The sequence below is a fragment of the Acinetobacter sp. UBA6526 genome, from assembly GCF_002434875.1.
In the GTDB taxonomy this organism is placed as follows: Bacteria; Pseudomonadota; Gammaproteobacteria; order Pseudomonadales; family Moraxellaceae; genus Acinetobacter; species Acinetobacter venetianus.
In genome coordinates, this window is record NZ_DJLC01000019.1 from 1 (window position 1) to 24,125 (window position 24,125).

The 24,125-nt window shown below is 39.3% G+C and carries 24 protein-coding genes; 16 read left to right on the forward strand and 8 right to left on the reverse strand.

What is annotated here, in order from left to right; translation table 11 throughout:
* Together B4237_RS01655 and tig are read right to left on the reverse strand one after the other, a co-directional pair.
* Positions 1 to 216: ATP-dependent Clp protease proteolytic subunit (locus B4237_RS01655; RefSeq protein ID WP_286940998.1), on the reverse strand; the 216-nt coding region annotated here is incomplete at its 3' end.
* A gap of 197 nt (positions 217 to 413) precedes the next feature.
* Positions 414 to 1,745, reverse strand: a complete 1,332-nt coding sequence (tig, locus tag B4237_RS01660; protein WP_004877523.1) for a trigger factor — start codon at positions 1,743 to 1,745, stop codon at positions 414 to 416.
* A gap of 384 nt (positions 1,746 to 2,129) precedes the next feature.
* On the opposite strand from tig, the gene B4237_RS01665 reads away from it, so the two are divergent.
* The 12 genes from B4237_RS01665 to B4237_RS01720 all read left to right on the forward strand — a co-directional run bounded on the left by B4237_RS01665 (position 2,130) and on the right by B4237_RS01720 (position 14,851).
* A complete protein-coding gene (locus B4237_RS01665) occupies positions 2,130 to 4,388 on the forward strand; it encodes a TonB-dependent receptor (RefSeq protein WP_286941001.1) in 2,259 nt (752 codons plus the stop codon).
* Between the two features lie 106 nt (positions 4,389 to 4,494).
* Complete coding sequence (locus B4237_RS01670) at positions 4,495 to 5,178, forward strand: Fe2+-dependent dioxygenase (RefSeq protein ID WP_007479632.1); 684 nt, start codon at positions 4,495 to 4,497, stop codon at positions 5,176 to 5,178.
* Positions 5,179 to 5,622: 444 nt separating this feature from the next.
* Positions 5,623 to 7,320: a 2-isopropylmalate synthase gene (gene leuA, locus B4237_RS01675; protein WP_019385388.1), complete on the forward strand. Its 1,698-nt coding sequence runs from the start codon at positions 5,623 to 5,625 to the stop codon at positions 7,318 to 7,320.
* Between the two features lie 126 nt (positions 7,321 to 7,446).
* On the forward strand, positions 7,447 to 8,607 hold the full coding sequence (metX, locus tag B4237_RS01680; RefSeq protein WP_278596023.1) for a homoserine O-succinyltransferase MetX: 1,161 nt from the start codon (positions 7,447 to 7,449) through the stop codon (positions 8,605 to 8,607).
* On the forward strand, positions 8,607 to 9,200 hold the full coding sequence (gene metW / locus B4237_RS01685; RefSeq protein ID WP_004877532.1) for a methionine biosynthesis protein MetW: 594 nt from the start codon (positions 8,607 to 8,609) through the stop codon (positions 9,198 to 9,200). The genes metX and metW overlap by 1 nt, the downstream gene beginning before the upstream one ends.
* The gene (locus B4237_RS01690) at positions 9,197 to 9,784 is read left to right on the forward strand and encodes a tetratricopeptide repeat protein (protein ID WP_004877533.1); all 588 of its coding nucleotides are present in this window, start codon (positions 9,197 to 9,199) and stop codon (positions 9,782 to 9,784) included. The genes metW and B4237_RS01690 overlap by 4 nt, the downstream gene beginning before the upstream one ends.
* 89 nt (positions 9,785 to 9,873) lie before the next feature.
* Positions 9,874 to 10,314, forward strand: a complete 441-nt coding sequence (locus B4237_RS01695) for a hypothetical protein (RefSeq protein WP_004877534.1) — start codon at positions 9,874 to 9,876, stop codon at positions 10,312 to 10,314.
* Between the two features lie 66 nt (positions 10,315 to 10,380).
* Positions 10,381 to 11,004: an RdgB/HAM1 family non-canonical purine NTP pyrophosphatase gene (gene rdgB, locus B4237_RS01700; RefSeq protein ID WP_278596024.1), complete on the forward strand. Its 624-nt coding sequence runs from the start codon at positions 10,381 to 10,383 to the stop codon at positions 11,002 to 11,004.
* A 243-nt stretch (positions 11,005 to 11,247) separates the two neighbouring features.
* Positions 11,248 to 11,466, forward strand: coding sequence for a Sec-independent protein translocase subunit TatA (gene tatA / locus B4237_RS01705; RefSeq protein WP_007479621.1), 219 nt, complete (start codon positions 11,248 to 11,250; stop codon positions 11,464 to 11,466).
* A gap of 12 nt (positions 11,467 to 11,478) precedes the next feature.
* On the forward strand, positions 11,479 to 11,922 hold the full coding sequence (gene tatB / locus B4237_RS01710) for a Sec-independent protein translocase protein TatB (protein ID WP_278596025.1): 444 nt from the start codon (positions 11,479 to 11,481) through the stop codon (positions 11,920 to 11,922).
* Positions 11,919 to 12,683, forward strand: coding sequence for a twin-arginine translocase subunit TatC (tatC, locus tag B4237_RS01715; RefSeq protein WP_278596026.1), 765 nt, complete (start codon positions 11,919 to 11,921; stop codon positions 12,681 to 12,683). Before tatB ends, tatC begins: the two co-directional genes overlap by 4 nt.
* A gap of 188 nt (positions 12,684 to 12,871) precedes the next feature.
* Positions 12,872 to 14,851, forward strand: coding sequence for a PhoX family protein (locus B4237_RS01720; protein WP_278596027.1), 1,980 nt, complete (start codon positions 12,872 to 12,874; stop codon positions 14,849 to 14,851).
* A gap of 48 nt (positions 14,852 to 14,899) precedes the next feature.
* Here the strand turns inward: B4237_RS01720 and B4237_RS01725 are convergent, their stop codons facing one another.
* Positions 14,900 to 15,682 (reverse strand): NRDE family protein, encoded by a 783-nt coding sequence (locus tag B4237_RS01725; RefSeq protein ID WP_278596028.1) that lies wholly within the window; start codon positions 15,680 to 15,682, stop codon positions 14,900 to 14,902.
* 93 nt (positions 15,683 to 15,775) lie between these two features.
* Between B4237_RS01725 and lgt the strand changes: the two genes are divergently transcribed.
* On the forward strand, positions 15,776 to 16,588 hold the full coding sequence (lgt, locus tag B4237_RS01730; RefSeq protein ID WP_023012912.1) for a prolipoprotein diacylglyceryl transferase: 813 nt from the start codon (positions 15,776 to 15,778) through the stop codon (positions 16,586 to 16,588).
* A 30-nt stretch (positions 16,589 to 16,618) separates the two neighbouring features.
* Here lgt and wrbA read toward each other — a convergent pair whose 3' ends face one another.
* A complete protein-coding gene (wrbA, locus tag B4237_RS01735; RefSeq protein WP_004877556.1) occupies positions 16,619 to 17,218 on the reverse strand; it encodes an NAD(P)H:quinone oxidoreductase in 600 nt (199 codons plus the stop codon).
* Positions 17,219 to 17,332: 114 nt separating this feature from the next.
* On the opposite strand from wrbA, the gene B4237_RS01740 reads away from it, so the two are divergent.
* Complete coding sequence (locus B4237_RS01740) at positions 17,333 to 18,583, forward strand: YihY family inner membrane protein (RefSeq protein ID WP_061397361.1); 1,251 nt, start codon at positions 17,333 to 17,335, stop codon at positions 18,581 to 18,583.
* Between the two features lie 34 nt (positions 18,584 to 18,617).
* On the opposite strand, the gene B4237_RS01745 is transcribed toward B4237_RS01740, so the two are convergent.
* On the reverse strand, positions 18,618 to 19,526 hold the full coding sequence (locus B4237_RS01745; RefSeq protein ID WP_061397360.1) for a DMT family transporter: 909 nt from the start codon (positions 19,524 to 19,526) through the stop codon (positions 18,618 to 18,620).
* A 107-nt stretch (positions 19,527 to 19,633) separates the two neighbouring features.
* Between B4237_RS01745 and B4237_RS01750 the strand changes: the two genes are divergently transcribed.
* The gene (locus tag B4237_RS01750; protein WP_192413989.1) at positions 19,634 to 20,434 is read left to right on the forward strand and encodes an AraC family transcriptional regulator; all 801 of its coding nucleotides are present in this window, start codon (positions 19,634 to 19,636) and stop codon (positions 20,432 to 20,434) included.
* On the opposite strand, the gene B4237_RS01755 is transcribed toward B4237_RS01750, so the two are convergent.
* From B4237_RS01755 to B4237_RS01765, 3 genes are all read right to left on the reverse strand, one after another.
* Positions 20,431 to 21,327: a polysaccharide deacetylase family protein gene (locus tag B4237_RS01755; RefSeq protein ID WP_278596030.1), complete on the reverse strand. Its 897-nt coding sequence runs from the start codon at positions 21,325 to 21,327 to the stop codon at positions 20,431 to 20,433. The two genes, B4237_RS01750 and B4237_RS01755, sit on opposite strands and share 4 nt — an antisense overlap.
* 70 nt (positions 21,328 to 21,397) lie before the next feature.
* On the reverse strand, positions 21,398 to 22,039 hold the full coding sequence (locus B4237_RS01760) for a fumarylacetoacetate hydrolase family protein (protein ID WP_130134417.1): 642 nt from the start codon (positions 22,037 to 22,039) through the stop codon (positions 21,398 to 21,400).
* Positions 22,040 to 22,072: 33 nt separating this feature from the next.
* Positions 22,073 to 22,570, reverse strand: coding sequence for a YcxB family protein (locus B4237_RS01765; RefSeq protein ID WP_286941021.1), 498 nt, complete (start codon positions 22,568 to 22,570; stop codon positions 22,073 to 22,075).
* A gap of 186 nt (positions 22,571 to 22,756) precedes the next feature.
* On the opposite strand from B4237_RS01765, the gene B4237_RS01770 reads away from it, so the two are divergent.
* Positions 22,757 to 24,055: an SRPBCC family protein gene (locus tag B4237_RS01770; RefSeq protein WP_278596031.1), complete on the forward strand. Its 1,299-nt coding sequence runs from the start codon at positions 22,757 to 22,759 to the stop codon at positions 24,053 to 24,055.
* The last annotated feature ends 70 nt before the right edge of the window (positions 24,056 to 24,125 follow it).

The window sequence follows — 24,125 nt, forward strand, 5'->3', positions numbered from 1 at the left end:
GTTAATATAAAGATGAATGTCTTTTTCTGGATTTTCAGCTTCTAAAAATAACATCTGAGCAACGATGAGGTTTGCCATGTTATCTTCTACTTCACCCGTTAAGAAAATAACGCGCTCACGTAACAAACGTGAATAAATGTCAAATGAACGCTCACCACGAGATGACTGTTCAACGACAACAGGAACTAAAGCATTTTCAATTGTTGGAACATACATACGTTTACTTATTCCTAAATTATTGTGACTCGGTCTATGCCAACAATATGAGGGATAATCGACGAAATTGCAAAAGGTTCAATCTGAAATATTCGATTATTTAGACTAAAAGCTGGCAATTTCATTAGAAATTAACACTTTCATAACACGGATAAAAAAAGGCGCAATAAGCGCCTTTCTTTTAAACTTTTGAAAGCTTAGCCACGACGTGCTTGTTGCTCTTTCAATAAGTCTTCATAGCTTACAGCGACATCACTTACTTTAGCCGCAGCTAAAATGTGATCTACAACTTGGTCTTCTAAAACAACTGCTTCGATTTGAGCACGTTGTTGTTTATCATTTTTGAAGTATTCAACAACTTCTGTTGGATCTTCATAAGAAGAAGCCATGTCATCGATGTAAGCATCAACACGTGATTGGTCAACTTCAAGTTTAGCATCAGCCAATACTTTGCTAACCAATACACCAAGCTTAACTGATTTTTCAGCTTGTTCTTTGAACAACTCATCAGGAAGCATGCTGCTATCAAACGCACCAGCGCCTTGAGCACCAAACTGTTGAGTGAACTGTTGGATCATTTGTTGACGTTGACGGTCAATTTCTTGAGCAACCATAGAAGCTGGAACTTCGATTTCATTTGCAGCAACAAGTGCATCAAATGCAGCTTGTTTAACTTGGTTACGAAGACCGTTACGAACTTCACGTTCCATGTTTTTACGAACGTCAGCTTTTAACTTATCTAAGCCTTCTTCTTCAGTTAAACCAAAGATTTTCAAGAATTCAGCATCAATCTCAGGAAGTTTTTGTTTTTCAACAAGCTTCACAGTGATTTTGAATTGAGCTGCTTTACCTGCTAAGTTTTCAGCTTGGTAATCTTCAGGGAAAGTAACATCAATCACTTTCTCTTCGCCTTTCTTCATGCCGATGATACCGTCTTCAAAGCCTGGAATCATACGACCAGAACCAAGAACTAGTTTAAAGTCTTCAGCAGTACCGCCTTCAAACTTCTCACCATCAACAGTACCTTCAAAATCGAAAGTCACTTGCATGTCTTTTTTCGCCATGCCTTTGGTTTCAGTCCAAGAAGCACGTTGTTTTTGCAAGTTTTCAATCATTACATCAACATCTGCATCGTTGATTTCTGATGATTTACGCTCAACTTCTAAATCAGCAAAAGCTTTCACTTCTACTTCAGGATAAACTTCAACAGTCGCTTCAAAAACTAAAGCATCATCTTTGTTTTCAACTTTCTCAATGTTCGGCATACCGACCGCATTGATTTTTTCTTGTTGAATCGCTTCGAATACTGTGTCACGAATGATGTCATTCACAACTTCTTGATAAATGCTCGCACCATATTCACGGCGAACAACATTTAAAGGCACTTTACCTGGACGGAAGCCGTTGATCTTCACAGTTTTAGCAGTGCGTTTTAAGCGAGCTTCAAATTGCTCGTTAACACGGCTCGTCGGTACAGAAACATTTAAACGACGGGCAACGCCCGAAACCGCTTCAGTCGTTACTTGCATGGCTTCCTCGATATATAGTTAGTAGTAACAATTTTAAAAGTGCCACATTATATGACAACTTTGCTGATATACAAAATTAGTCAGGCATTCTAGCAGCAAAAGTGAATCCGAGCATCTCTACCAACTCGCCTCTTTTAATTATTTTCAGTGATTATTCTGAATAGATGAAAATCACACGTATGCAAGTTCAAATTATAACCATAGATAAAGTGCTCACATTTCAATCAATCAAAAACCACATGAACTTACACTTTATTACACTATTCTATTTCTTTTTCCCAAGTTATATGATCTTAAGATCGTTAAAACCAATCTCAAAGAATTGCATATAAAAATAAGAATAATTATTATTTGCATGAATTTTAAGGTTTACATGGATACGATATGTCTTCTTTTATCAGAACACGTAAGAAATTTGTTTCTTCTGCAATTGCATCATCCCTATCAATGATCGCAACAACAGCGATTGCTCAAGATCAAAACCAAGTGGTTCAACTTCCAACGATCCATGCGGAAGCAACTGTTAATGAATTAAAAGTCGACAAGTCTGCAAATGCAAAATATGTGGCTCCGTTAAAAGATACACCAAAGACTGTTTCGATTCTTTCTCAAAAACTTTTAAAAGAAACCAACTCAAATACATTATTAGAAGCATTACGTAATGAGCCTGGTATTACTTTAGGCGCAGGTGAAGGCGGTACACCTTATACAGATATCCCATATATTCGTGGTTACAATGGGCAAAGCGCAATCTATGTAGATGGTGTGCGTAACTCAACGACTCAAAATCGTGACATGTTCGCAATCGACCAAGTAGAAATCACTAAAGGTTCAAGCTCTGCACTTACTGGTGGTAGCGGTGTAGGTGGTAGCATTAACTTGATCCCTAAAGTTGCTCACGAAGGTGATGAGTACCAAGGTACTGTTGCTGGCGGTACTGATAACTATAAACACATCGTACTTGATGCAAATAAAGACTTTGGCAACGGTATCGCTGGTCGTGTCATTGCGATGGGTCATGAGAATGAAAAACCGGGCCAACATAACGGTGCCGAATATGCACGCGTTGGATTAGCACCAAGTATTGCATTTGGTTTAGGTAGTGAAAATCGTGCAACGCTGAGCTACTACTTCTTGAAAAGCAATGATGAACCAGATTCTGGCGTTCCATTTAATAACCCAAATAATCCACCTGCTGGAACGGATAAAGCTGATGGTCGTCCAGTTAATGTTAAACAAGGTACATATTACGGTTGGAAAGATCGCGACTTTGATAAACGTGAAAATCACATCGGTACTTTAAAATTAGAACATGATTTTAATGATGATCTAACTGTAACGAATACAACAACGTATAGCCGTTCAAAAGCAGATTATATCTTTACCAATCCAGATGACTCAAAAGGTAACATCTATAATGGTAAAGTTTATCGTCGTGCCACTCAGTCAATTCGTGACACGGAAGCATTTACCGATCAGTTGTCTTTAGCGGGTGAGTTAAACACGGGCGCAATTGCACATAGCTTTAATGTTGGTGCAGAGTACAATCGTGAAAAAACCAATCGCGGTAACTACGATATGACTTATCCAGGTTACACAGGTTCAACGACTGCTGGATTCAACGCCAACTGTGCAAACAATGATGGTTGGTGTACAGATCTAAACAACCCTAGCGCAAATGATCCGTGGTTAGGCACACTCAATCCAAATAAGAAACAAACCACTTTAACCAATGAAACTGTTTCTATTTATGCATTAGATAGTATTGAGTTCAACAAGTACTGGTTACTCAACCTCGGCGTACGTTGGGATCAGTTTGATACTAACTTAAAATACAATAAAGATGTAACGAGTCGTGGTGTAACAACCACAGCTGGAACTGAGTATTCAAACGATACGGATTACTTCTCTTATCAAGCAGGTGTTGTGTTCCGTCCAACCGAAAATGGCAGTATTTACGCAAGCTATGCAACTGCTGCTAATCCTGTTGGGATTGACCCAGACATCGATGGACTATCCGTTTCAACTCAAGATTTAGAGCCTGAAAAAGCACGCACCTATGAAATCGGTACAAAATGGAGCCTTTGGGACAACCGTGCAAATGCAACGGCTGCTATTTTCCGTACTGAGAAGCAAAATACTCGTGTTTCAATTGATGCAAACACCACAGCAAATGTTGGTGAGAGTAAAGTTGATGGCTTCGAACTTGGTTTAACAGGTCATATTACAGATAAATGGGAAATAGCTATTGGTTATAGTTATTTAGATAGTGAATTAACTAAAGCTGCATACAATGCTATTGCTCAGGAAGGCAAACCATTGCCTTTCGTAGCAAAACAAAGTGCTAGCTTGTGGAGCACATACCAAGTTTTACCAAAACTAACTTTAGGTGCTGGTGCACAATATCGTGATCAGGTATATGCAAATACAAACCCAAACACAGCAACAACATCGACAAAAATCCTGCCTACATTTACGATCTATAATGCGATGGCAAAGTATGATGTAAATGATAATGTAAACTTACAGTTAAACATCAACAACATCTCAAATAAGCGTTATTTCACGAGTGCACACGCAGCACATTACGCAAATGAAGGTGATGGTCGTAACGCTGTACTTGCTGTTAACTTTAAATACTAAGACTAAATCCCATAAATTTATTATGGAATTCATCTAAGTTAATATAAAATAGCCTCTACAAAGAGGCTATTTTTATCACTATCTATTATTCAAAAGGATATGTTCTGTGATTCATCACATTCCTAATGTATTAAGCAAAGAACAAGTTGCAGAATTCCGCAAAGTGATGGAAACAGCAAATTGGGTTGGTGGAAAAGTAACAGCAGGCACACTATCAGCAGCTGTTAAAAAAAATCAGCAGCTTTCAGAACAAGATCCTCTCACCCATCATTTAAGTGAGATCGTGATGCAAGCCATTTGGAAACATCCGACGTTCCAAGCTGCGGCTCTACCACGACAGATTATTCCACCACTATTTAATCGCTATGATGAACACGAGACCTTTGGTTTTCATGTCGATAACTCCATTCGTTTGATTCGTGGTACGAGTCAACAAATTCGAACAGATTTATCTTGCACACTTTTCTTGAGTGAACCAGAAGAATATGACGGCGGCGACCTAGTGATTGAGGACACCTATGGTTATCATGAAGTAAAACTTCCTGCAGGTGATGTCGTACTCTATCCTTCGACTAGTTTGCACGAAGTCAGTAGCATCACGCGTGGCACTCGCTTTGCTTCATTTTTTTGGGTGCAAAGCCTTATTCGCGAAGATCAAAAACGTCATATGCTGTTTAATTTAGATGAAAGCATCCGCCAGCTCCGCAAAGATCACGGCGATAACTATTCAGAAGTAATGAAACTTACCAATCTCTATCACAACCTCATTCGTATGTGGTCAGAACTATAAAGTTTCAGCATTAAGAAATAATTTATTTTTCCCATTTTTTTATAAATCATGGGAAATTTTTCTCATAATTCTTGAAATACTGCAAAAAATAGAAAAAAATTTCCCACTTGTTCAAATTAAAATGTTTTATAGACCTTTGCAGTCGCTTGTGTTTTCACCTAGACTGGTTTTTGCTAGATGATGAATATAACTGCAAAACCCAATCACTGATTTGAATGGTAGAAGATGAAAACAACTCACGGTGTTACCTATCCGTCTAATTATACAAAACATCTCGCTGCTCTCCTGATGCTGCGCCTCGCGCGCGTATAAATTTTTTGCCTATTTTTTCAGGTACTCGATCCCCATATTTTCTTTAAATTGATTCTTATAGACCCCATATATATTTGTAGTACGTTGCATTTAATTTGACTCAGCAACCATGCTACAACAAGGAGTTATCTCATGATGTTGGCTGACCCAAGCAAGAAATACCGCCGTATGTATCAACGAGTGGATTTACCAGATCGTCAATGGCCAAACAACGAAATTAACAAAGCACCGATTTGGATGAGTACCGACCTTCGTGACGGTAACCAAGCGATTTTTGAACCAATGAACATGGATCAAAAATTGAAAATGTTCAAAATGTTGGTGAAAATCGGCTTTAAACATATTGAAATCGGCTTTCCTTCTGCTTCACAAATCGACTTCGACTTTACTCGTATGTTGATTGAAGAAGATTTGATTCCTGAAGATGTATACATCGAAGTATTGGTTCAAGCACGTGATCATTTAATTGCACGTACATTTGAAGCTTTAGTTGGTGCGAAACGTGCGATCGTCCATATTTATAATTCGAACTCTCCGACTTTCCGTAAGAAAGTGTTGAATGTCGATGCAAATGGTTCAAAACAACTTGCAATCAATGCCGCGACAAAAGTAAAAGAGTATGCAGCCGAATATCCAGCAACGGACTGGATTTTCCAGTACAGCCCTGAATGTTTCTCTGCAACTGAATTAGAAGTCGCAAAAGATGTCTGTGATGCTGTAACTGAAATTTGGGAAGCATCTCCAACCAATAAAGTCATCTTGAACTTGCCTGCAACAGTCGAAGTTTCAACACCAAATGTCTATGCCGATCAAATCGAATGGATGCACCGTAATTTAGCACGTCGTGATGGGGTGATTATCTCAGTTCACTGTCACAATGACCGTGGTTGCGGTATTGCAGCATCTGAGTTGGCAATTATGGCAGGTGCTGACCGTGTTGAAGGTTGTGTGTTTGGTAATGGTGAACGTACAGGTAACGTTGACGTTGCCGCGATTGCCTTGAACATGTACACCCAAGGTGTTGCGCCAGAATTAGACTTCTCAAATATCAATGAAATCATTGCAACTGTTGAAGAATGTACTGGTTTGCCTGTGCACCCTCGTCATCCATATGCAGGTGATTTAGTCTTTACTGCATTCTCTGGTTCTCACCAAGATGCGATTAAAAAAGGCTTTGAATTCCAGAAAGATGAAGAAATTTGGGACATGCCTTATTTACCAATCGACCCTAAAGACTTAGGTCGTGATTATGATGCGGTGATTCGCGTGAATAGCCAATCTGGTAAAGGTGGTATTGCCTACTTATTGGAATCAAATTACAACGTTGCATTGCCACGTCGTGTACAAATTGAGTTCAGTCAGATCGTACAACAACATACTGATGAAAATGGCACTGAGATCAGCGCAACTGAAATTTGGACTTTATTCCAAAACACGTATGTCGACATCAAAAACCGTCATTATCAAATGAAGCATTATCAATTGTCAGATATCAATGGCACACAAATCATTGAATTAGACATTGAAATTGAAGGTGAGGTCCAACGCTTACGTGGCGAAGGTAATGGCCCAATTTCAGCGATGTTGAATGCATTACAACTCCCAATTGATGTTGTGAACTATGAAGAACGTAGCATCAGTTCAGGTGCAAATGCGAAAGCGCTTGCCTTAATTGAGCTTCAAGTGAAAGGTGCTGGTAAGAGCGCATTTGGTGCAGGTGTTCACGACAACATTGTCACTTCATCAATTGAAGCAATTATCGCGTGTACTAACCGCTTGATCGAGCAAGGCGTGTTGACAACTGAACAAGTGGTTGCAGCAGCCGTCTAAATTTGTGAAATTTCACATAATGCTCAGTAAAGCTGAGTTGTAATATCAGAAAAAATGACTTTTGAAAGGATATCTGAATTGGTATCCTTTTATTATTAATGATTTAATATAGGGCGAATCATTCCAGTGTCTTTTCCATCGGATTCAGTGGGTTTAGTCACACCACAAAAGTTTCAGTTTGAACAACCTCTAGAACTCGAATGTGGGCGTATTCTCCCCCGTTTTGATTTGATGGTTGAAACCTATGGAACACTCAATGCAGATAAGTCAAATGCGATCTTAATTTGCCATGCATTATCAGGACATCACCATGCCGCAGGTTTTCATCATGAAGATGATAAAAAAGCAGGTTGGTGGGATAGTTGTATTGGCCCAGGAAAAGCAATCGATACCAATCATTTCTTTGTGGTTTCATTAAACAACATTGGTGGTTGTAGCGGTTCAACTGGCCCAACTTCGCCGAATCCAGAGAATGAAAATCGCCCTTATGGCCCAGACTTTCCGCTTGTCACAGTTCGCGACTGGATAAAAACTCAAGCAATGTTGTCAGATCGTCTAGGGATTGAGATTTGGTATGCAGTTATTGGTGGTTCATTGGGTGGCATGCAAGCCTTGCAATGGTCTTTGGATTATCCAGATCGTTTAAAAAAATGTGCCATCATCGCAAGTGCACCAAAGCTTTCAGCACAAAATATTGCATTCAACGAAGTTGCACGCCAATCGATTCTTTCCGATCCTGATTTCCATCATGGTCGTTATTTGGAACATGATAGCTATCCAAAACGTGGCTTAATTTTAGCGCGTATGGTTGGGCATATTACCTATCTCTCCGAAGAAGCGATGAAGCAAAAATTTGGTCGTGATTTAAAATCAGGCAAATTTATGTACGGCTTTGATGTCGAATTCCAAGTAGAAAGTTACCTTCGTTACCAAGGCGAACAATTCAGCCGTAATTTCGATGCAAATACCTACTTGATTATGACTAAGGCATTAGACTACTTTGATCCATCTCGTGAATATGAGCACTCTTTGACGAAGGCAATGAGTCAACCGAAATGTAAATTTTTGGTCATCTCATTTACTACGGATTGGCGTTTTAGCCCAAGCCGCTCACAAGAGTTAGTGGATGCATTGATTGATAATCACAAGCCTGTCAGCTACTTAGATATTGATGCTGAACAAGGTCATGACTCGTTCTTGTTCCCAATCCCACTTTATGTAAAAACACTACGAGCATTTTTAGGTGGAGAACAACAGTTGCAATCGACACCGCAGGAGGTTCACTAATGCGTATAGATCAACGACTCGCTGAAAAATGGATTAATCCGAATTCGAGCGTACTCGATTTGGGTTGTGGTGATGGTGAATTACTGGCTCATATGAGTAAACAGCACAATATTCGTGCCTATGGCCTAGAAATTGATCAAGAAAAGATTGCAATTGCGATCAGTCGGGGGTTAAATATTATCCAACAGGACTTAAACTTAGGTTTAAGCCGCTTTGCCGACCAATCTTTTGATTCTGTGGTTATGGCACAAGCTTTGCAAGCTGTAGATGCACCAGATGTATTACTTCGTGATATGGTGCGTGTCGGCAAACAGGCCATTATTACCTTTCCAAACTTTGCGTATTGGAAGACGCGTTCTTTTCTTGCATTGAAAGGGAAAATGCCTGTTTCGGAAGCTTTACCTTATATGTGGTATAACACCCCGAATATTCATTTATGTACTTTCCGTGACTTTGAAGCCTTATGTGCTGAGAATCGGATTAAAATTATTAATCGACTTGCCGTTAATGGTGACCAACAAGGTAGTATGCTGAGCAAGCATATGCCGAACCTATTTGGTGAAGTCGCAATTTATCGAGTGAGCGCTCTATGAAAAAGACATTAATCAGCACATTTTTATTTGGTCTGATCAGTATACAAGCGCATGCTGACTATGTGACTCAACCGCAATCGGTTGCAGCACAAGCAGCACGATACTCAGTAATGGGTATTGATGAGTTACAACGCGCATCAAAAGCTGGTCAAGCTGGGGCACAATTTTATTTAGCAACTCGTTACCAATACGGTAAGGATGTGGCTAAAGATGAGAAACAAGCTTTTTCTTTGTTTAAAGCAGCAGCAGATCAAGGTATCTCAGCAGCACAATTAAACGTCGGTCGCATGTATGCTGATGGTATTGGCGTCAAAAAAGATGAAGCTTTAGCACGTAAATACTTTGAGAAAGCAGCAAGTCATGGTGACAATCGTGCCAGCTTTAATCTTGCAATGATGGAAGAGCAAAAGAAAAACTACATGGGTGCTTATCAATGGTATGAGCTTTCTACTCGTGATGGCATGCTCGACACTAAAGTAATTAAACTTTCAGAAGGTAAGAAAACTGCTTTAGCTGCTAACTTAACGCAAGATCAAATCCGTACTGCACGTGACCGTGCTGACAAATGGATTCAAGCACAGTAATTAAATCTACAAAATGACCTTTAGCATATATCTTTTAGGTACAATCTAAAGGTCATTTTTTTAATAGTATTCTAATAAATATTTGCTAAGTGAAAATATCATTCGAAGTTATACCTTATTCAAATGGGATATATTCTGGTCTCAACATACAAATTATTCCTTATGACTTACAACGAAATCCTAATTGCCATAATTCAATTGTGATTGATGAGTTTGCTTTTTCTTTAATAGAACGGTTGTTTTTAGAAAATGAAAATCCTTGGTCACATTGGGGTTACACTTATCTTGATACTGAAAAAACAATTATAGTTTTAAAAAAATTAAGTAATTATAAGACGTACTTAAGTTCTAAAAATTATTTAAATTATAAGGATGATGTCAAACTTCTTTATAAAAGAGATACTAAGATTTTTAAGAAAAAATTTCCTAAATATAAAAATGAAGTCTTAACCATGATTGATCAGCTAATAGCATTTCTAACAAAGATTTTGGAAAAAGATATTAATGGTATCACTGTGATTGGTGTTTGATTTCTCAAGATTCAATCTAGCGCTAAATTAAGTATAATCATTACTAGTTTTATTGAGATTTTTGCAATGTCTACTCCCCTCTGGTTCTCTCAAGGCAGTCTTGTCCTTGCAAGTAACAACAAAGGCAAAGTTGTCGAATTTGAACACCTCTTTCAACAACTCAACCTTCCTGTCGAGATTATTCCTCAAGGTAAACTGGATATTGAAGATGCGATAGAAGATGGTCTCAGCTTTGTTGAAAATGCGATTATCAAAGCCCGTCATGCCTCTAAACTATCAGGTAAACCTGCACTTGCGGATGATTCAGGACTTTGTGTTCCAATTCTAGGTGGTGCTCCAGGCATCTATTCTGCTCGTTATGCGGGTGAACATGGTAACGATGCTGCCAACAACCAAAAACTTTTAGCTGACCTCGCACCTTTTCGCAAAGATGGCGAAGTGATTGAAGGCATGTTTGTTTGCGTACTCGCAGTGGTTACACATGCCGAAGATCCTTTACCACAAATCTTTCAAGGTATTTGGAAAGGTGAAATCTTAGAAGCTGCTCGCGGAGAAAATGGATTTGGTTATGATCCCCTCTTTTGGGTAGCTGAACGTAACTGTTCGAGTGCTGAACTCAGCAAAGAAGAGAAAAGTAAAATCAGTCATCGTGGCAAAGCAATGCAACTCTTCAAAGCCAGCTTAATTTAAATCAAGCTGCGTGCTCTAGTTGATGAATAAAAACTAGAGCACTTTTAGATAAAATAAAAAATCAAATACGCTTAAATTAGAAAAAACGCCTGTATTAGGTATTGATTACAAATCAAAAAGTAAAATCATCTATTCAAATATTTAAAGCTAATTGTTCCTCTGTCGCAAAATTGCAATATAAGTGTCACATATTTGTCATGCCAAACTGTTGAGATATATACAAAGTTTGATAGGAATAAAATTATGGCTGGTTTATCTATTTGGCATGTACTCATTTTCGCTATTGTGGTTATTTTACTTTTCGGTACATCTAAGCTTAAAAACTTAGGTAAAGATGTTGGTGGCGCGGTAAAAGATTTCAAAAAATCGATGAAAGAAGAAGATGAGGCAACTGCATCTTTAAATGAACCACGCACGATTGATGCTCAAGTTAAAAATACTGAAAGTTCAGTAAAAAGCTAAGCGAGCCTGATTATGCTGAATTTGGGAATGACCGAGATCTTCTGCTTTGCCGTAATCGGCTTGCTGGTTCTTGGTCCTGATAAATTGCCAGAAGCTGCACGCTTTGTAGCGAAATGGTATGGAAAAATTAAAAAGTTTATCAACAATATTCAGAATGAAATTGATCGTGAACTGCGCCTTTCTGAATTTCGAGAAGAGATGCAGAAAGAAATTGATAAAATTACTGAACTTGAACGAAGAATGCAAAAACAGTTGGATGAGCTAAAAAGCACACAAACCTCCACTGAAGAACCAGAACAGGCAGCACCAGAAACTAAAGCATCTATTCAGTACTTTCATTTCGAACAACATGCTGCCGTTCCATTCAGTATTCAATATCAACAATTATTCGCTCAAGATGTCACATCAAAACCGACACCAGAGCAGTTTGATACAGAATTAAAGATTGCCGTATGAGCCAATTGCCATCTACTTCAGTCAACAGTACTGAAGAAACCCTCCAACAAATGCCTGTGATGCAGCATTTGATTGTTCTTCGCCAATATTTATTTAAAATTGTTGGTGTAACAATTTTTCTTTTTTTCTGTTTATTACCTTTCAGAAACTATACTTATCAATGGCTCTCTGACCCATTGAGACAACAACTACCAGCAACATCAACTATGATTGCCACTGATGTTACGGCAACATTCATGGCTCCATTTAAGCTCAACTTATTTGTCGCTTTCATGCTGGCAATGCCCTATATCATTTACCAGATTTGGTCATTTATTAAGCCTGCTTTATATGAAAAAGAACGTCACCTAGCCATTCCATTATTGCTGGGTAGTATTGTGCTGTTCTATTTAGGCGTTGCGTTTGCATATTTCATTACACTACCAGCAATTTTACATTTCTTTATTAGTGTATCGCCTGAAACTGTAGCACCAATGACGGATATCAATAGCTATTTAAGTTTCTGCTTAAAGCTATTCTTGGTTTTCGGCTTTACTTTTGAAATTCCAATTATTACTTTGGTATTGATCTTAATCGGAGTCGTCAGTACTCAGAGTTTGATTGAGAAGCGCCGCTTTATTGTCGTAGGTTGTTTCTTTATTTCAATGTTCGTAACACCACCTGATGCCCTATCGATGATTATGCTTGCAGTCCCGATGTGGATGCTGTTTGAACTTGGTTTACTATTTGGAAAAATACTAGAAAAAAGAAAAGAAGATTAATAAAGTATATTTAAATCATAAACCTCTGTCGAAATCGCAGAGGTTTTATTTTTTAAGTTTATGTTTTTTAAATATTTACAAAAATTAAATTGTCTTCAAATTGCCTTAAAAGTGTAAAAAAAATGTCATCTGTAATTCATAGAATCAATCAGGATTTATTTATCATTAATTAAAGATACGGATTTATTATGACTGCCAATACAAATCAGCCAAGTCGTCGTGATATTTTGAAATGGTTCGCGGGTGTACCGTTTTTACCACTAGGGGCAATGGGAACTGCAGCAGCATTAACAGGTTGCAACGATAGCAATGACAGCTCTACACCTGCTGTTAAGTTAGCACAATTTAAAAGTGCTAAGTTTACGCCTATGGCTGCACCATCAACTACACTTGATATGGCAACAACATCTGTTAAATCTAGCTTAACAGTAACTTGGGATGACAATACATCAACTGAATATAAGTTGGGTTATGAAGAGTTCTTCCGCACAGGTATGGAAGTTGACAATATCGATGGCGGTAAAATTATCGCAGGTAGTTATTACGATATTAACAATCAACCTATCCGTGATACTTCTGTTGCTGGTCAAGAGCGTCAATTCTTCTCTGACTGTCCAGATGGTTCATCATTAATTCATATTGAAGGTGCTCAAGTTGCGGGTGTAACAACACCTGTATTCCATGTTGTTCAGTTTGAATACACCACTCAAAACTTAGCTCAAGAAGATATGTATGGTAAATTACCATCGCCGATTGCAGTACTGACATTAGATCAAGATCAAAAAACTGGCCATCTTGCATTGAAAAAATATTTCAATGTAGATATGTCTAAGGTTCATGGTCTTTGGATTACTTGTGGTGCAAGCCTTTCACCTTGGAATACGCACCTTTCAAGTGAAGAGTATGAACCAGATGCATTCAATCAAATCGGTACTAAACTAGAGAAATTACAAGCATATAGTAAAAACCTATATGGCAATGAAAATACAGCAAATGTTTATAACTATGGTCATTTACCAGAAATTATTCTTGATGGTAAAGGTCGTGGTACAGCAGTTAAACACTATTGCTTAGGTCGTATCTCACACGAACTCATTCAAGTAATGCCTGATAACCGTACTGTAATAATGGGTGATGACTATACGAACGGCGGTTTCTTCATGTTCGTAGCAGACAAAGAAAAAGACCTTTCAGCAGGTACATTGTATATTGCTCAATACACTGCTGAATTGAATGAAACATCGACTGCACCAATCAAATGGATCAAACTGGGTCATACAACAAGTAAAGCAATTGATGACCTAGTCAATGTTCGCGGTATCAAAGCTGAAAACATTATGGAAAGTTTGACTGAAGCACCTGCTGATACAACGGGTTACACCCAAATCCTGCTTGATAAGAAAAAGCTTTGGATCAAACTTAAAGAAGCAAATAATGGCTTTACAAAAGCAGAGATCGAACTTGCTGCAGCTTTCCTAGAAACTCATCGTTACGCTGCTCTTAAAGGCGGTAGTATGGCATTTACGAAGATGGAAGGTACAACAGTTAACATCAAGGATAAAGTCGCTTATTCGGCACTTGCAAATATCCAAGACTCGATGATCGAAGGTAACTCTGCTTGGGTTGCTGGCCATAATGTTAAATTCAAGAAAACCATCAAAGCTGGTGGTATCCTTGCGCATGACATGAAAGGCAGCCAAGTTGACAGCACTAATGCCTTAATCAATAGCGAATGGGCTCCATATCAAAGTCATATGCTCATGATGGGTGAAGATATTTCTGTAGATGCTTTAGGTAACACAGCAAACCCAGATAATATTGCAAGTGCAGACAACCTGAAATTCTCAGAAACTTTACGTACATTGTTCATTGGTGAAGATAGTGGTAACCACACTAATAACTTCCTTTGGGCTTATAACGTTGATACGAAACAATTAGATCGTATCTTGTCTACACCAGCAGGTGCAGAATCAACTGGTTTACATGCCGTTGACTCTGTAAACGGTTGGACATATATCATGAGCAACTTCCAACATGCTGGTGATAGCTCAAAACTTCCTGCTGAATTAAAAGCAAAAGTTTTAGAAAACTATAATGGTGGTTATAGCGCATGTGTAGGCTATATCACGGCTGATCCAGTAGCACCATCTATTGAGAAAAAAGCTTAAGTCTTCGCTTTTAATTCAAAAGATAATGCCGACAAATGTCGGCATTATCTATTTCAGCAAGCTCAGTGTTATTTCCTCAAGATGCCCCTGCTGCTCACCTTGTTGCGTTTTCTCTAGCCAATGCCACTGTTGCGATGTCATTCTTAAAAAATTCGAACAGCGCGTCCCATAAATCGGACTTTGAATAAAGGTGGAAGAAAGTAACTCCTCCATTTCCACACTGACTCCCGTATTTGGTAAAAGATCAGGAATAATCTTTCTCTCATCCTCCAAAATATCCCATACCGCATTTTTTAAATCTGATTCTGAAATATCAACTTGCTGTAACATCGGTAGAAACTCTTGCGTAAAACGCCTGCGCAAATGTTTGGTTTTCTCCCAGTCCTCAGTCATTAATCCATTGGAAACCACGTACACCCCATTGGCTAACACTTGAGGTGCTTCGCCACGATTACTCATATACACCGCTTGCTCACGATCGCCAACGAATAAATTAAAGCCAGCATAGGCTTGTTGCTGTTGTTCTAACTTTTGCACGAAGCGAATGGGTGGCAAGTCACTTTCTAAAAAGTCCTGAATAAGTTTTCCACGCGAGGTTTCATATTGGTTTTTATCATGTCCATTGCGAAAGTTTGTCACAATTGCCCAGCGACCTAATGCAGTGACACCCATCCAAGTCCCACCAGACTGTAAATCCTGTCCTGCAACGATCTGACTATTTTTCCACGGATGTAGTGTTTGACTTGGACGATGATAAAACTCATCACGATTTGAAATTAAACAAAGTGGCATATCCTCAAGAACATGCCATGCAAAAGCGACGATACACATTATTTTGTTCTCACATCTTTACACATTGAATGTACAACATTTTTCACATCATTCCGCTACAATCTGCTCAAAATATAAAATTGAGGAACAGCAATGCTGACCTATCCTAATATTGATCCAGTCGCACTGAGCTTAGGACCAGTCAAAGTGCACTGGTATGGACTGATGTATTTATTGGCCTTTCTATGCGCATGGGGTTTAGCATCATATCGTGCTAAGCAACGTGATGGATGGACTGGTGACATGGTCTCAGACCTTGTGTTTTATGGTGCGTTAGGTGTCGTGCTTGGGGGCCGTGTAGGCTATGTGCTGTTTTATGAGTTTGGTAAGTTTTTAGAAAACCCACTCTGGTTATTCCAAGTGTGGACAGGTGGCATGAGCTTCCACGGTGGCTTCCTTGGAGTCATCATTGCGATGTTATTTTGGTGTAAGAAATACCAAAAAACATGGTTTCAGACTTTGGATTTCATCGCACCGTGTGTACCAACAGGTTTAATGTTCGGTCGTATTGGTAATTTCATTGGTGGTGAACTTTATGGCCGCCAAGTTCAAGACCCAAACTATCCATTTGGCATGATTTTTCCAACAGATCCATTAGGATTGGTTCGTCACCCATCACAAATTTATCAAGCTTTGTGTGAAGGTCTGCTTCTATTCATCATCTTATGGTGGTTTAGTGCGAAACCTCGCCCACGTATGGCAGTTTCAGCATTATTCTTGATCGGCTATGGTGTTGCGCGCTTCTTCATGGAATTCTTCCGTCAACCCGATATTGACCAAGGCTTTATCTTGTTTGGCTGGATGACCAAAGGACAAATCCTCAGTTTCCCAATGATCATTATTGGTCTATGGATGATGTGGTATGCCTATCACAAGAAAATCTACGATTGGCAAATTAAGAAATAATAAAAAGGGAGCTGATGCTCCCTTTTTTAATTAAAACGTTCCAATCAGCGCTTTCACGACCTCACCTAACCGCTTTCCTTGAGCTTCACACAACATTTTTTCATCTTGAGATAAGCTTTGATCATGACGGGGACCACTGACATGGCTTGCGCCATAAGGTGTGCCACCTGTTTTGGTATTTGATAGCGCAGGAATTGAATTCGGTAGCCCTAAAATCATCATGCCATGATGGAACAGTGGCGGTAACATTGTCAGCAATGTGCTTTCCTGCCCACCATGCATTGATCCTGATGAGGTGAATACACATGCTGGTTTATTGTGTAAAGCGCCATTCAGCCATAGGCTCGTGGTCTGATCCCAAAAATATTTCATCTCACTCGCCATGTTGCCAAAACGAGTTGGAGAACCAAGTGCTAAACCAGAACAATGTGTGAGATCTTCTAAGCTACAATAGATATCGCCATCTGCTGGAATACTTGGCTGAGCCTCTGTCACAACAGTCGCTAAATTCGGTACAGTACGAATTCGTGCAGTCATGCCTGAAGCTTCAATTCCATCAGCAATCAAGTGTGCCATTTGCTTAGTTGAACCATATTTACTGTAATAGAGTACAAGAACGTAAGGTTGCATCAGTTTCGGTAATTTTGTTAAAAAGAACACTATACGACATTTTTTATAGTTTGCGCGGTAGTAAGTCTTGTGATTTTCACAAGATTTTTATTAAAAATAATTAGGATAGAACCCATGATCTTAGACCGTTATCTAAAAAAATTCCCTTTTTTAGAGAAAACATGGTTTCAGTTTATTGTATTTGTGTTACGGCGCTTCAAGGCTGATCGTTGTCAGGAACAAGCAGGTTCTTTGACTTATACGACCCTATTTGCTGTGGTTCCAATGTTAACTGTATTCTTGGTTATCATTTCTTCGATTAAGGCGTTAGAGCCTGCTCGACAGCAGCTACAACAACTCATTTATAGTAACTTTTTACCTAAAAGTACCATTGCTTTTGATAAAGCGCTTAATGCTTTTACCGAGAAATCAAGTAACTTGACCATCATTGGTGTGCTGTTTCTTTTTGTCACAACCGTTTTAATGCTGACCTCAATCGAGAATGTTTTCAACCGTATTTGGCGCGTTAAAGAGACACGTTCAGGTTTGGTTGGCTTTATGCGTTATTGGACCATTATTTCATTAGGCCCAATTGTGCTCGGTAGTGCATTTGTCCTCTCCTCTACTGTTGCTTCGATGAATATTCTGAGCAATAACTTTGCTGGTTATCAATTAAATGGATCCTTTATCTTATGGATGATTTCATTTTTATTGACCATTATTGGTTTCTTTATTCTGTATTGGACAATTCCAAATCGTACTGTTCCTATTCCCTCCGCACTGATTGCTGCCTGTTTTAGTGCAACCGTTTTTGAAATCTTAAAACGCTTCTTCGGTTGGGTGATGAGCAACTTCACTAGCTACGAAATCGTATATGGTGCGTTCGCTGCCGTTCCTATTTTCCTGCTCTGGATCTACCTTTCTTGGAACATGATTTTGCTCGGTGTCGAAGTGAGTTATGCATTGACTGCATTTCACTCAGGAAAGGAACAGAAACGCCATCCCATCTTGATGTTATTGGACATTTTGGAATTATTTTATAAAAAGCAACAGATTGGCGAAAGTGTTTCGGAGCAAGAGCTTCTCGGTATTATTGGACGAGGTGAACTGGGCCGCCTGCCTGCATATATCCTCCAATTAGAGGAACAAAATTTGGTTAAGCGTACCGACAAGGATGAATACGTTTTGGTTCGCAATCTGGCACAAGTCGATTTCTGGAGTTTCTTTACTGCGCTGCCTTATCGGCTTCCACTCCGTGAGGATGTTCTGAATATTCATCAAGATGATGAATGGATGGAGAGACTTGGGCCATCATTGATTGAAAGTAATGATTACTTAGCAGCCAAACTTTCCATCCCGCTTTCCACCATCTTTGAACAGAAATAAAGATCACCTAAAAGACCTCAACAGAGGTCTTTTTTTATTTCCGTAACCAACCCTGCAAGCTCACAACAACGATTCCAAGCAAAACCAATGCAGAACCAACCACAAAGTTTAGCTCCACAGTTTCATCCAACAACCACACGCCAAAAGCCAAACCAAATAATGGCGTTAAAAATGAAAATACACCTAAACGAGAAGCTAAATAATTTCTAAGTAACCAAAACCATGCAAGGAAACTTGCGAACGAAACAATCAAGGTATGAAATGCCAAACTACCAAAAACCAAGGGAGTAAAATGGATGGTGGATTGTCCCAGAAAAACAGCCAAGCTAAATAACAGGACAAAGCTCCCTGCAAGCTGATAAAACAAAGTCTGAGTCACTGCGGCCTGAGCCAAAGAGGATAAACGTACGGTAATCGTCGTCGCAGCCCAAGCAATTGCAGCCGCCAAAGCCAATAAATCCCCCCAAAGCATTTGTTGCTCAAGTACTGTTGTAGGGCCTTGATTGGGGCGAATAAAGGTTACAACGATCCCCATAAATGCAATCGCGATCCCACTCCATTGCAATACACTTAAACGTTCAGACGGTAACTTCCAATGCAATCCTAAGGCAACAAAAATCGGAGCGGTATATAGCAATACCACAGCGTGAGATGCAGAGGTTAGATTTAACGCTTGTGCCAATAAGAAGAATTCTAAAGAAAAAAGAACAGCAACCAAACCGCCTGCTTTAAGGTTTTGTCGATTAAACAGTTGACTGTTTTTATCCAGCCATAACAAAGGCAATAACAAAATTGCAGCCAAACCTGAGCGCAATGCAATTTGCATCAAGGGCGAGATATCGGGAGCAGCCATTTTTAAAATCACTTGCTGCAATCCCCAAATCATACAAAGCACGATCATTAGACCTGATGCTTTTGCATCTAAAGCTTTACGCTCATCCATCGCCCTCTCCCAATTTTCATTCTAGAGAGCCAATATAAGTCTGTCAGATTTTCATGATATAGTGAAAATCTGACAATACATACGTGTTTTCGGGCAATTCTCACTCTATGAAAAAAACAGCACAAAGAATTCAGGATTTCCAAAAAATTCCTGCCATCAATGATATTCCTGCCCCGTTATGGTTAAGAGTTCGCGATGCACCTGCGGAAACAATCTACCCCGAACACGCACATGCTTGGGGTGAATTTATTTATGCCTTTGATGGTGTGTTAGAAGTAAATATCGAGCAAATCCATTATTTAACACCGCCACCTTATGGTATTTGGCTACCACCACATATGCAGCACAGTGGCATTAACCGAAATGATGTCACTTACTGTACGCTGTATGTCCATGAATCTTTGTGTCAGCAGATGCCGCAACAGGCAGGTATTCTACTGACTGCACCACTAGTTCCATCCTTACTCGAACATATTCGTAGTCATCACTTACCCGACAATGATCCTGAATATTTAAGGCTGCTCCAAGTGCTGCTTGATTGCTTAACACATGCCGAATTAGTCGGAAGTTACTTACCCACTACACAACATCCAGCTCTTGCTCAAATTCTTAATCATTTACATGAGCATCCAGCAGATGATAGTACCTTAGAAGAACTCGCTAAAATGATCAACATGACTGAGCGAACCTTGGCACGTTATAGCCAAAAAGAGCTTGGTATGTCTTTGCACGAGTGGCGACAACGTTTAAAAGTCATGAAAGCAATGTCGATGTTAAACAAAGGCAAAACCATTGAAAGTATTGCGCTCGATTTAGGTTATGCTAGTTCCTCAGCTTTTATTTATATGTTCAAACGTTGGATGCATTTCACCCCTGATCAGTTCCGAAAACTCTATCAAGGTAGTTAAGGCAGCTCGAAACGTTTTAAATTTTCCTGTTCATACGGCGCATCTTCAGCGGGATAACGCAAATTGACATCCCCCTTTTGCTTTGCCAAAGACCAAATAATGCTCTCACCTGCGGGCAAAATTTTTGCATTTTTTTGATAAAGTGCATCACTGTATGCTTGTTCGCTATCAATCAACTGCCAATCATGTGCTTGGAATGTCTGTATGACATCATTCAGAAATGCCGCATTGATCGCATTTACATGTAACAACAAAACATGCTTAGGCGAATAGCTCAACGTTTCAATCGCTAATTGATCATAATATGCGGCCCGATCAAGTAAATGAGCAATATAAGCCTGTTTTAACTTTTTAAGGTACTGCGTCTGTCCTTGTTTTTGATAGGCGATATATTTCTGATTATAAAACCAATCACTAGCATCAATACTGACAGCGCCAGATTGATAATGATGTTGTTTTAAGTACGCTGCAACGTGATCTCGTTTTTCTAGCGTATTTCCCTCTTTTAAAAAAGGAAAACGATATCTTGCCGTCCAACCCGTTAGCGGACGAAAAACCTGTTCAGCACGTTGTATGCCTGCAATATATTGCTGACTGCTAATATGGTCTTTGTTGAGATTTAGATGTAACTCACTGTGGTTCCCAATTTGATGCCCTTGCTTGCCCCATTCAGCTACAAGCTGCAAACCTGCATAATCACCAATTTTAATAACACTTGGATAAATAATACTTTTTAGTTGATGTTGTTTAAGTTGTTGTAAAATTTGCTGATTAATCTGCACCGCTTGCGAATTTAGATCGGGATTCACACCATCATCAAAACTTAATGCCAGTTGTTTCGCCTGCCCCATTGTCGTCACGAATATCAGCAGCAAACCTAAGCATTTTTTCATGATTCTTCTCTTTTATTTTTAAATAAAAATGGCGCTGACCTTATAAGCGTCAGCGCCATTCTAAACATTATTAAGCGTTTACAAAGGTATCCCAGTCATATTCTCCAGTCTGGGTAATCAACTTCATTGTCAACTGATCATTCGGATGTAATGCACCAACGCCAGCTGGCGTTCCAGTCATAATCACATCACCTGCTTGTAAGCTGAAAGATTGATTGATCTCAACCAGTAAAGCACCAATATCAAATAACATATCTCGGCTAAAACCGTGCTGACGCTCAACTCCATTAATCGTCAGGATCAGCTCTAATTCTTGCAAGTCACCGATTTCATCTGTTTCGACCCAATCCGCTAGAATACATGCGCCATCAAAAGCTTTCGCTCGCTCCCAGGGCTGTCCTTTGGCTTTTAAGTCACTTTGTAAGTCGCGCAGCGTGAGATCTAAACCTAGCGTGATCGCACCAACAGCTTCTAAAGCTTTTAGTTTATCCGTCTCTTGAGAAAGAGGATGTGCGATTTGCAAACAAATTTCACATTCAAAATGGCACTCGCCTAAAGCCTGATTCCATTTAACACCTTGCGTCAGTGAACCGATACTGCTGGGTGGTTTCATAAATAAAATCGGACGATCTGGAATCGCATTACCAAGCTCTTTTGCATGCTCAGCATAATTTCTGCCTACACAAACAATTTTTGATGGCTGAGTACTCATGTAAGCTCCTTGTTGTTATAACCAATAATGAGTTTATTTTTTAAAGCTATTTTCAAACTTCGTTTGATCTGCTGAATCGGTAAATGCTCGTTTCGGCACGATAATCACCGTATGATTTTTCAACTCTAACATGTAGGTCAACTTGCCTACTGCAAAGGATTGTACTTCAGCATACTGCGCTGTTTGTTTCTTTCCTGTTGAATAAAGTTCAAAATGATCTTGGTAGAGATCAATGCCTTGCTCACTTTTTCCAAATTGATAACGCACGAACTGACGCTTAAACAACATCGGCAATAACCAATAACGCATCACAGCCTGCATGATCAGGAAGAAAACGCCAAGCGCGACGTAGTAGCGACCTACATCAGTAAAACCGAGATAAACACCCCACAAAATAATCGCAATGCTAATCGCTGGGGTGAGAAAACGCGTAAGAGGCTTTTTTCCAAAAGTGACTGAGGCAAAACCATCTTGAGATTCTTGTAAATTAAGGTAATAACGCACAGATACGGTTGGACGCTGTTCAGACATACTCGGCTTCTAATTTTGCTCATCATGAATGGGCATAAATATTACACTAATTTAAATGGCTACATGTTGTTTTACACAATATGACTATTTTTTACTCTAGAAAGAAATTATAAATATTTTGGATTCACTGTTATGGATAAACACCCATTGCTCAACAGGTAAATTATAAGAACTCAAAGGAATGTAATGTCTTATTTTTCTCGCCTCATTTCTATAGGCTTTTTATTCGGAGTAAGTCCGTTTAGTTTTGCTCAGATCATTACATGGTCTGACAATATTCCAAGTGCTTTACAGCCTTTTCAAAATAATCCTCAGCTTTTAGCCAGTTATACGCAAGGCAATATTTTTATTTATGGCCACCCTGCCGTAAAAACCTCTGTCCCAACATTAAAAAACAATCCTCAGCCAACTGTTAGTTTTAATACTGCTGCGATTATTGTCCCTGCCAATACCCAACGCGTTTCTGAAACATTGACTGACTTTAGTCATTATGTTGGTCTATTTCCAACACTGAAGTCTGCTAAACGCATTGAACAATCGGGCAATATCGTACAGATGAAATATAAAGTCTCGATCCCAACACCTATTCCTGTACTTAATTTCAATGAAGATGTGACATTACAACATCAGATTAAAACCAATAGCATCGCGAGTTTAGTGGTCGATGCGCCGATTCCCTATGGTGTGGGGAAACTAGAGTGGTTTGCACTCGATGAAAATCGAACCTTGATCACCTTAACGCAATGGGGAGATTTGAACCAACCCAAAGGCTTCATTATCAAAAAAATATTAAATGCCATTCCTGAAGTTAAACTTGGAATTCCCAGTACAAGCAATGCATTTATTTTAGAATCTCTCAGAAATCAATTTATTGGACAAAACACGGCTGCACTCAATGCAGGGCAAATGCCGAATCCACAACTCAGCGCAGCTCAATTAGCGAAAATCACTCAACTGATTCAAGCATCCCAACAACCAGTCAGCGTGTTACATGCCCCGACGAGCGTACCGTATACTCACGGACGTGAAGGCATGCGATTTACAACGACCTATCAATTTTATAAACATCCACCACAGCAACTACAGAAATGGTTAAGCCCAGTGTCTTATCAGGAGTTGTTTCCAAGACAAATTAAAAAAGTCGTCACGACACCCATTCAAAACCAAGGACAAAATGCTGATATTCAAGTCAATGTCGGTTTAGGGGTCATTAATATTCCCTTTGCATTTAAACTGCATTTTAACTATCCAAATGACACCGAGAATAGTTTTTATGCCACGGGTGGTGATTTACGTTTTATTAAAGGAAAAATGGAGTTGACTGAGCTCAAACAAGGCAGTTTATTTAAAATAACCACCAGTGCAAAAATTGATGAGAAAGCACCATTTTTATTAAGAGCAATGCGCAGCCTGCCTTATCATGATGTGCTGCCTGCTGTTGGAGGTAATACCGTGTTTGTACAGAAAGTTAAAAACAAAATATAAATTCCAGGCACAAAAAAACCGCTAAGTTAGCGGTTAATTCTTCAAATTGGTGCGCTCAGAGAGATTCGAA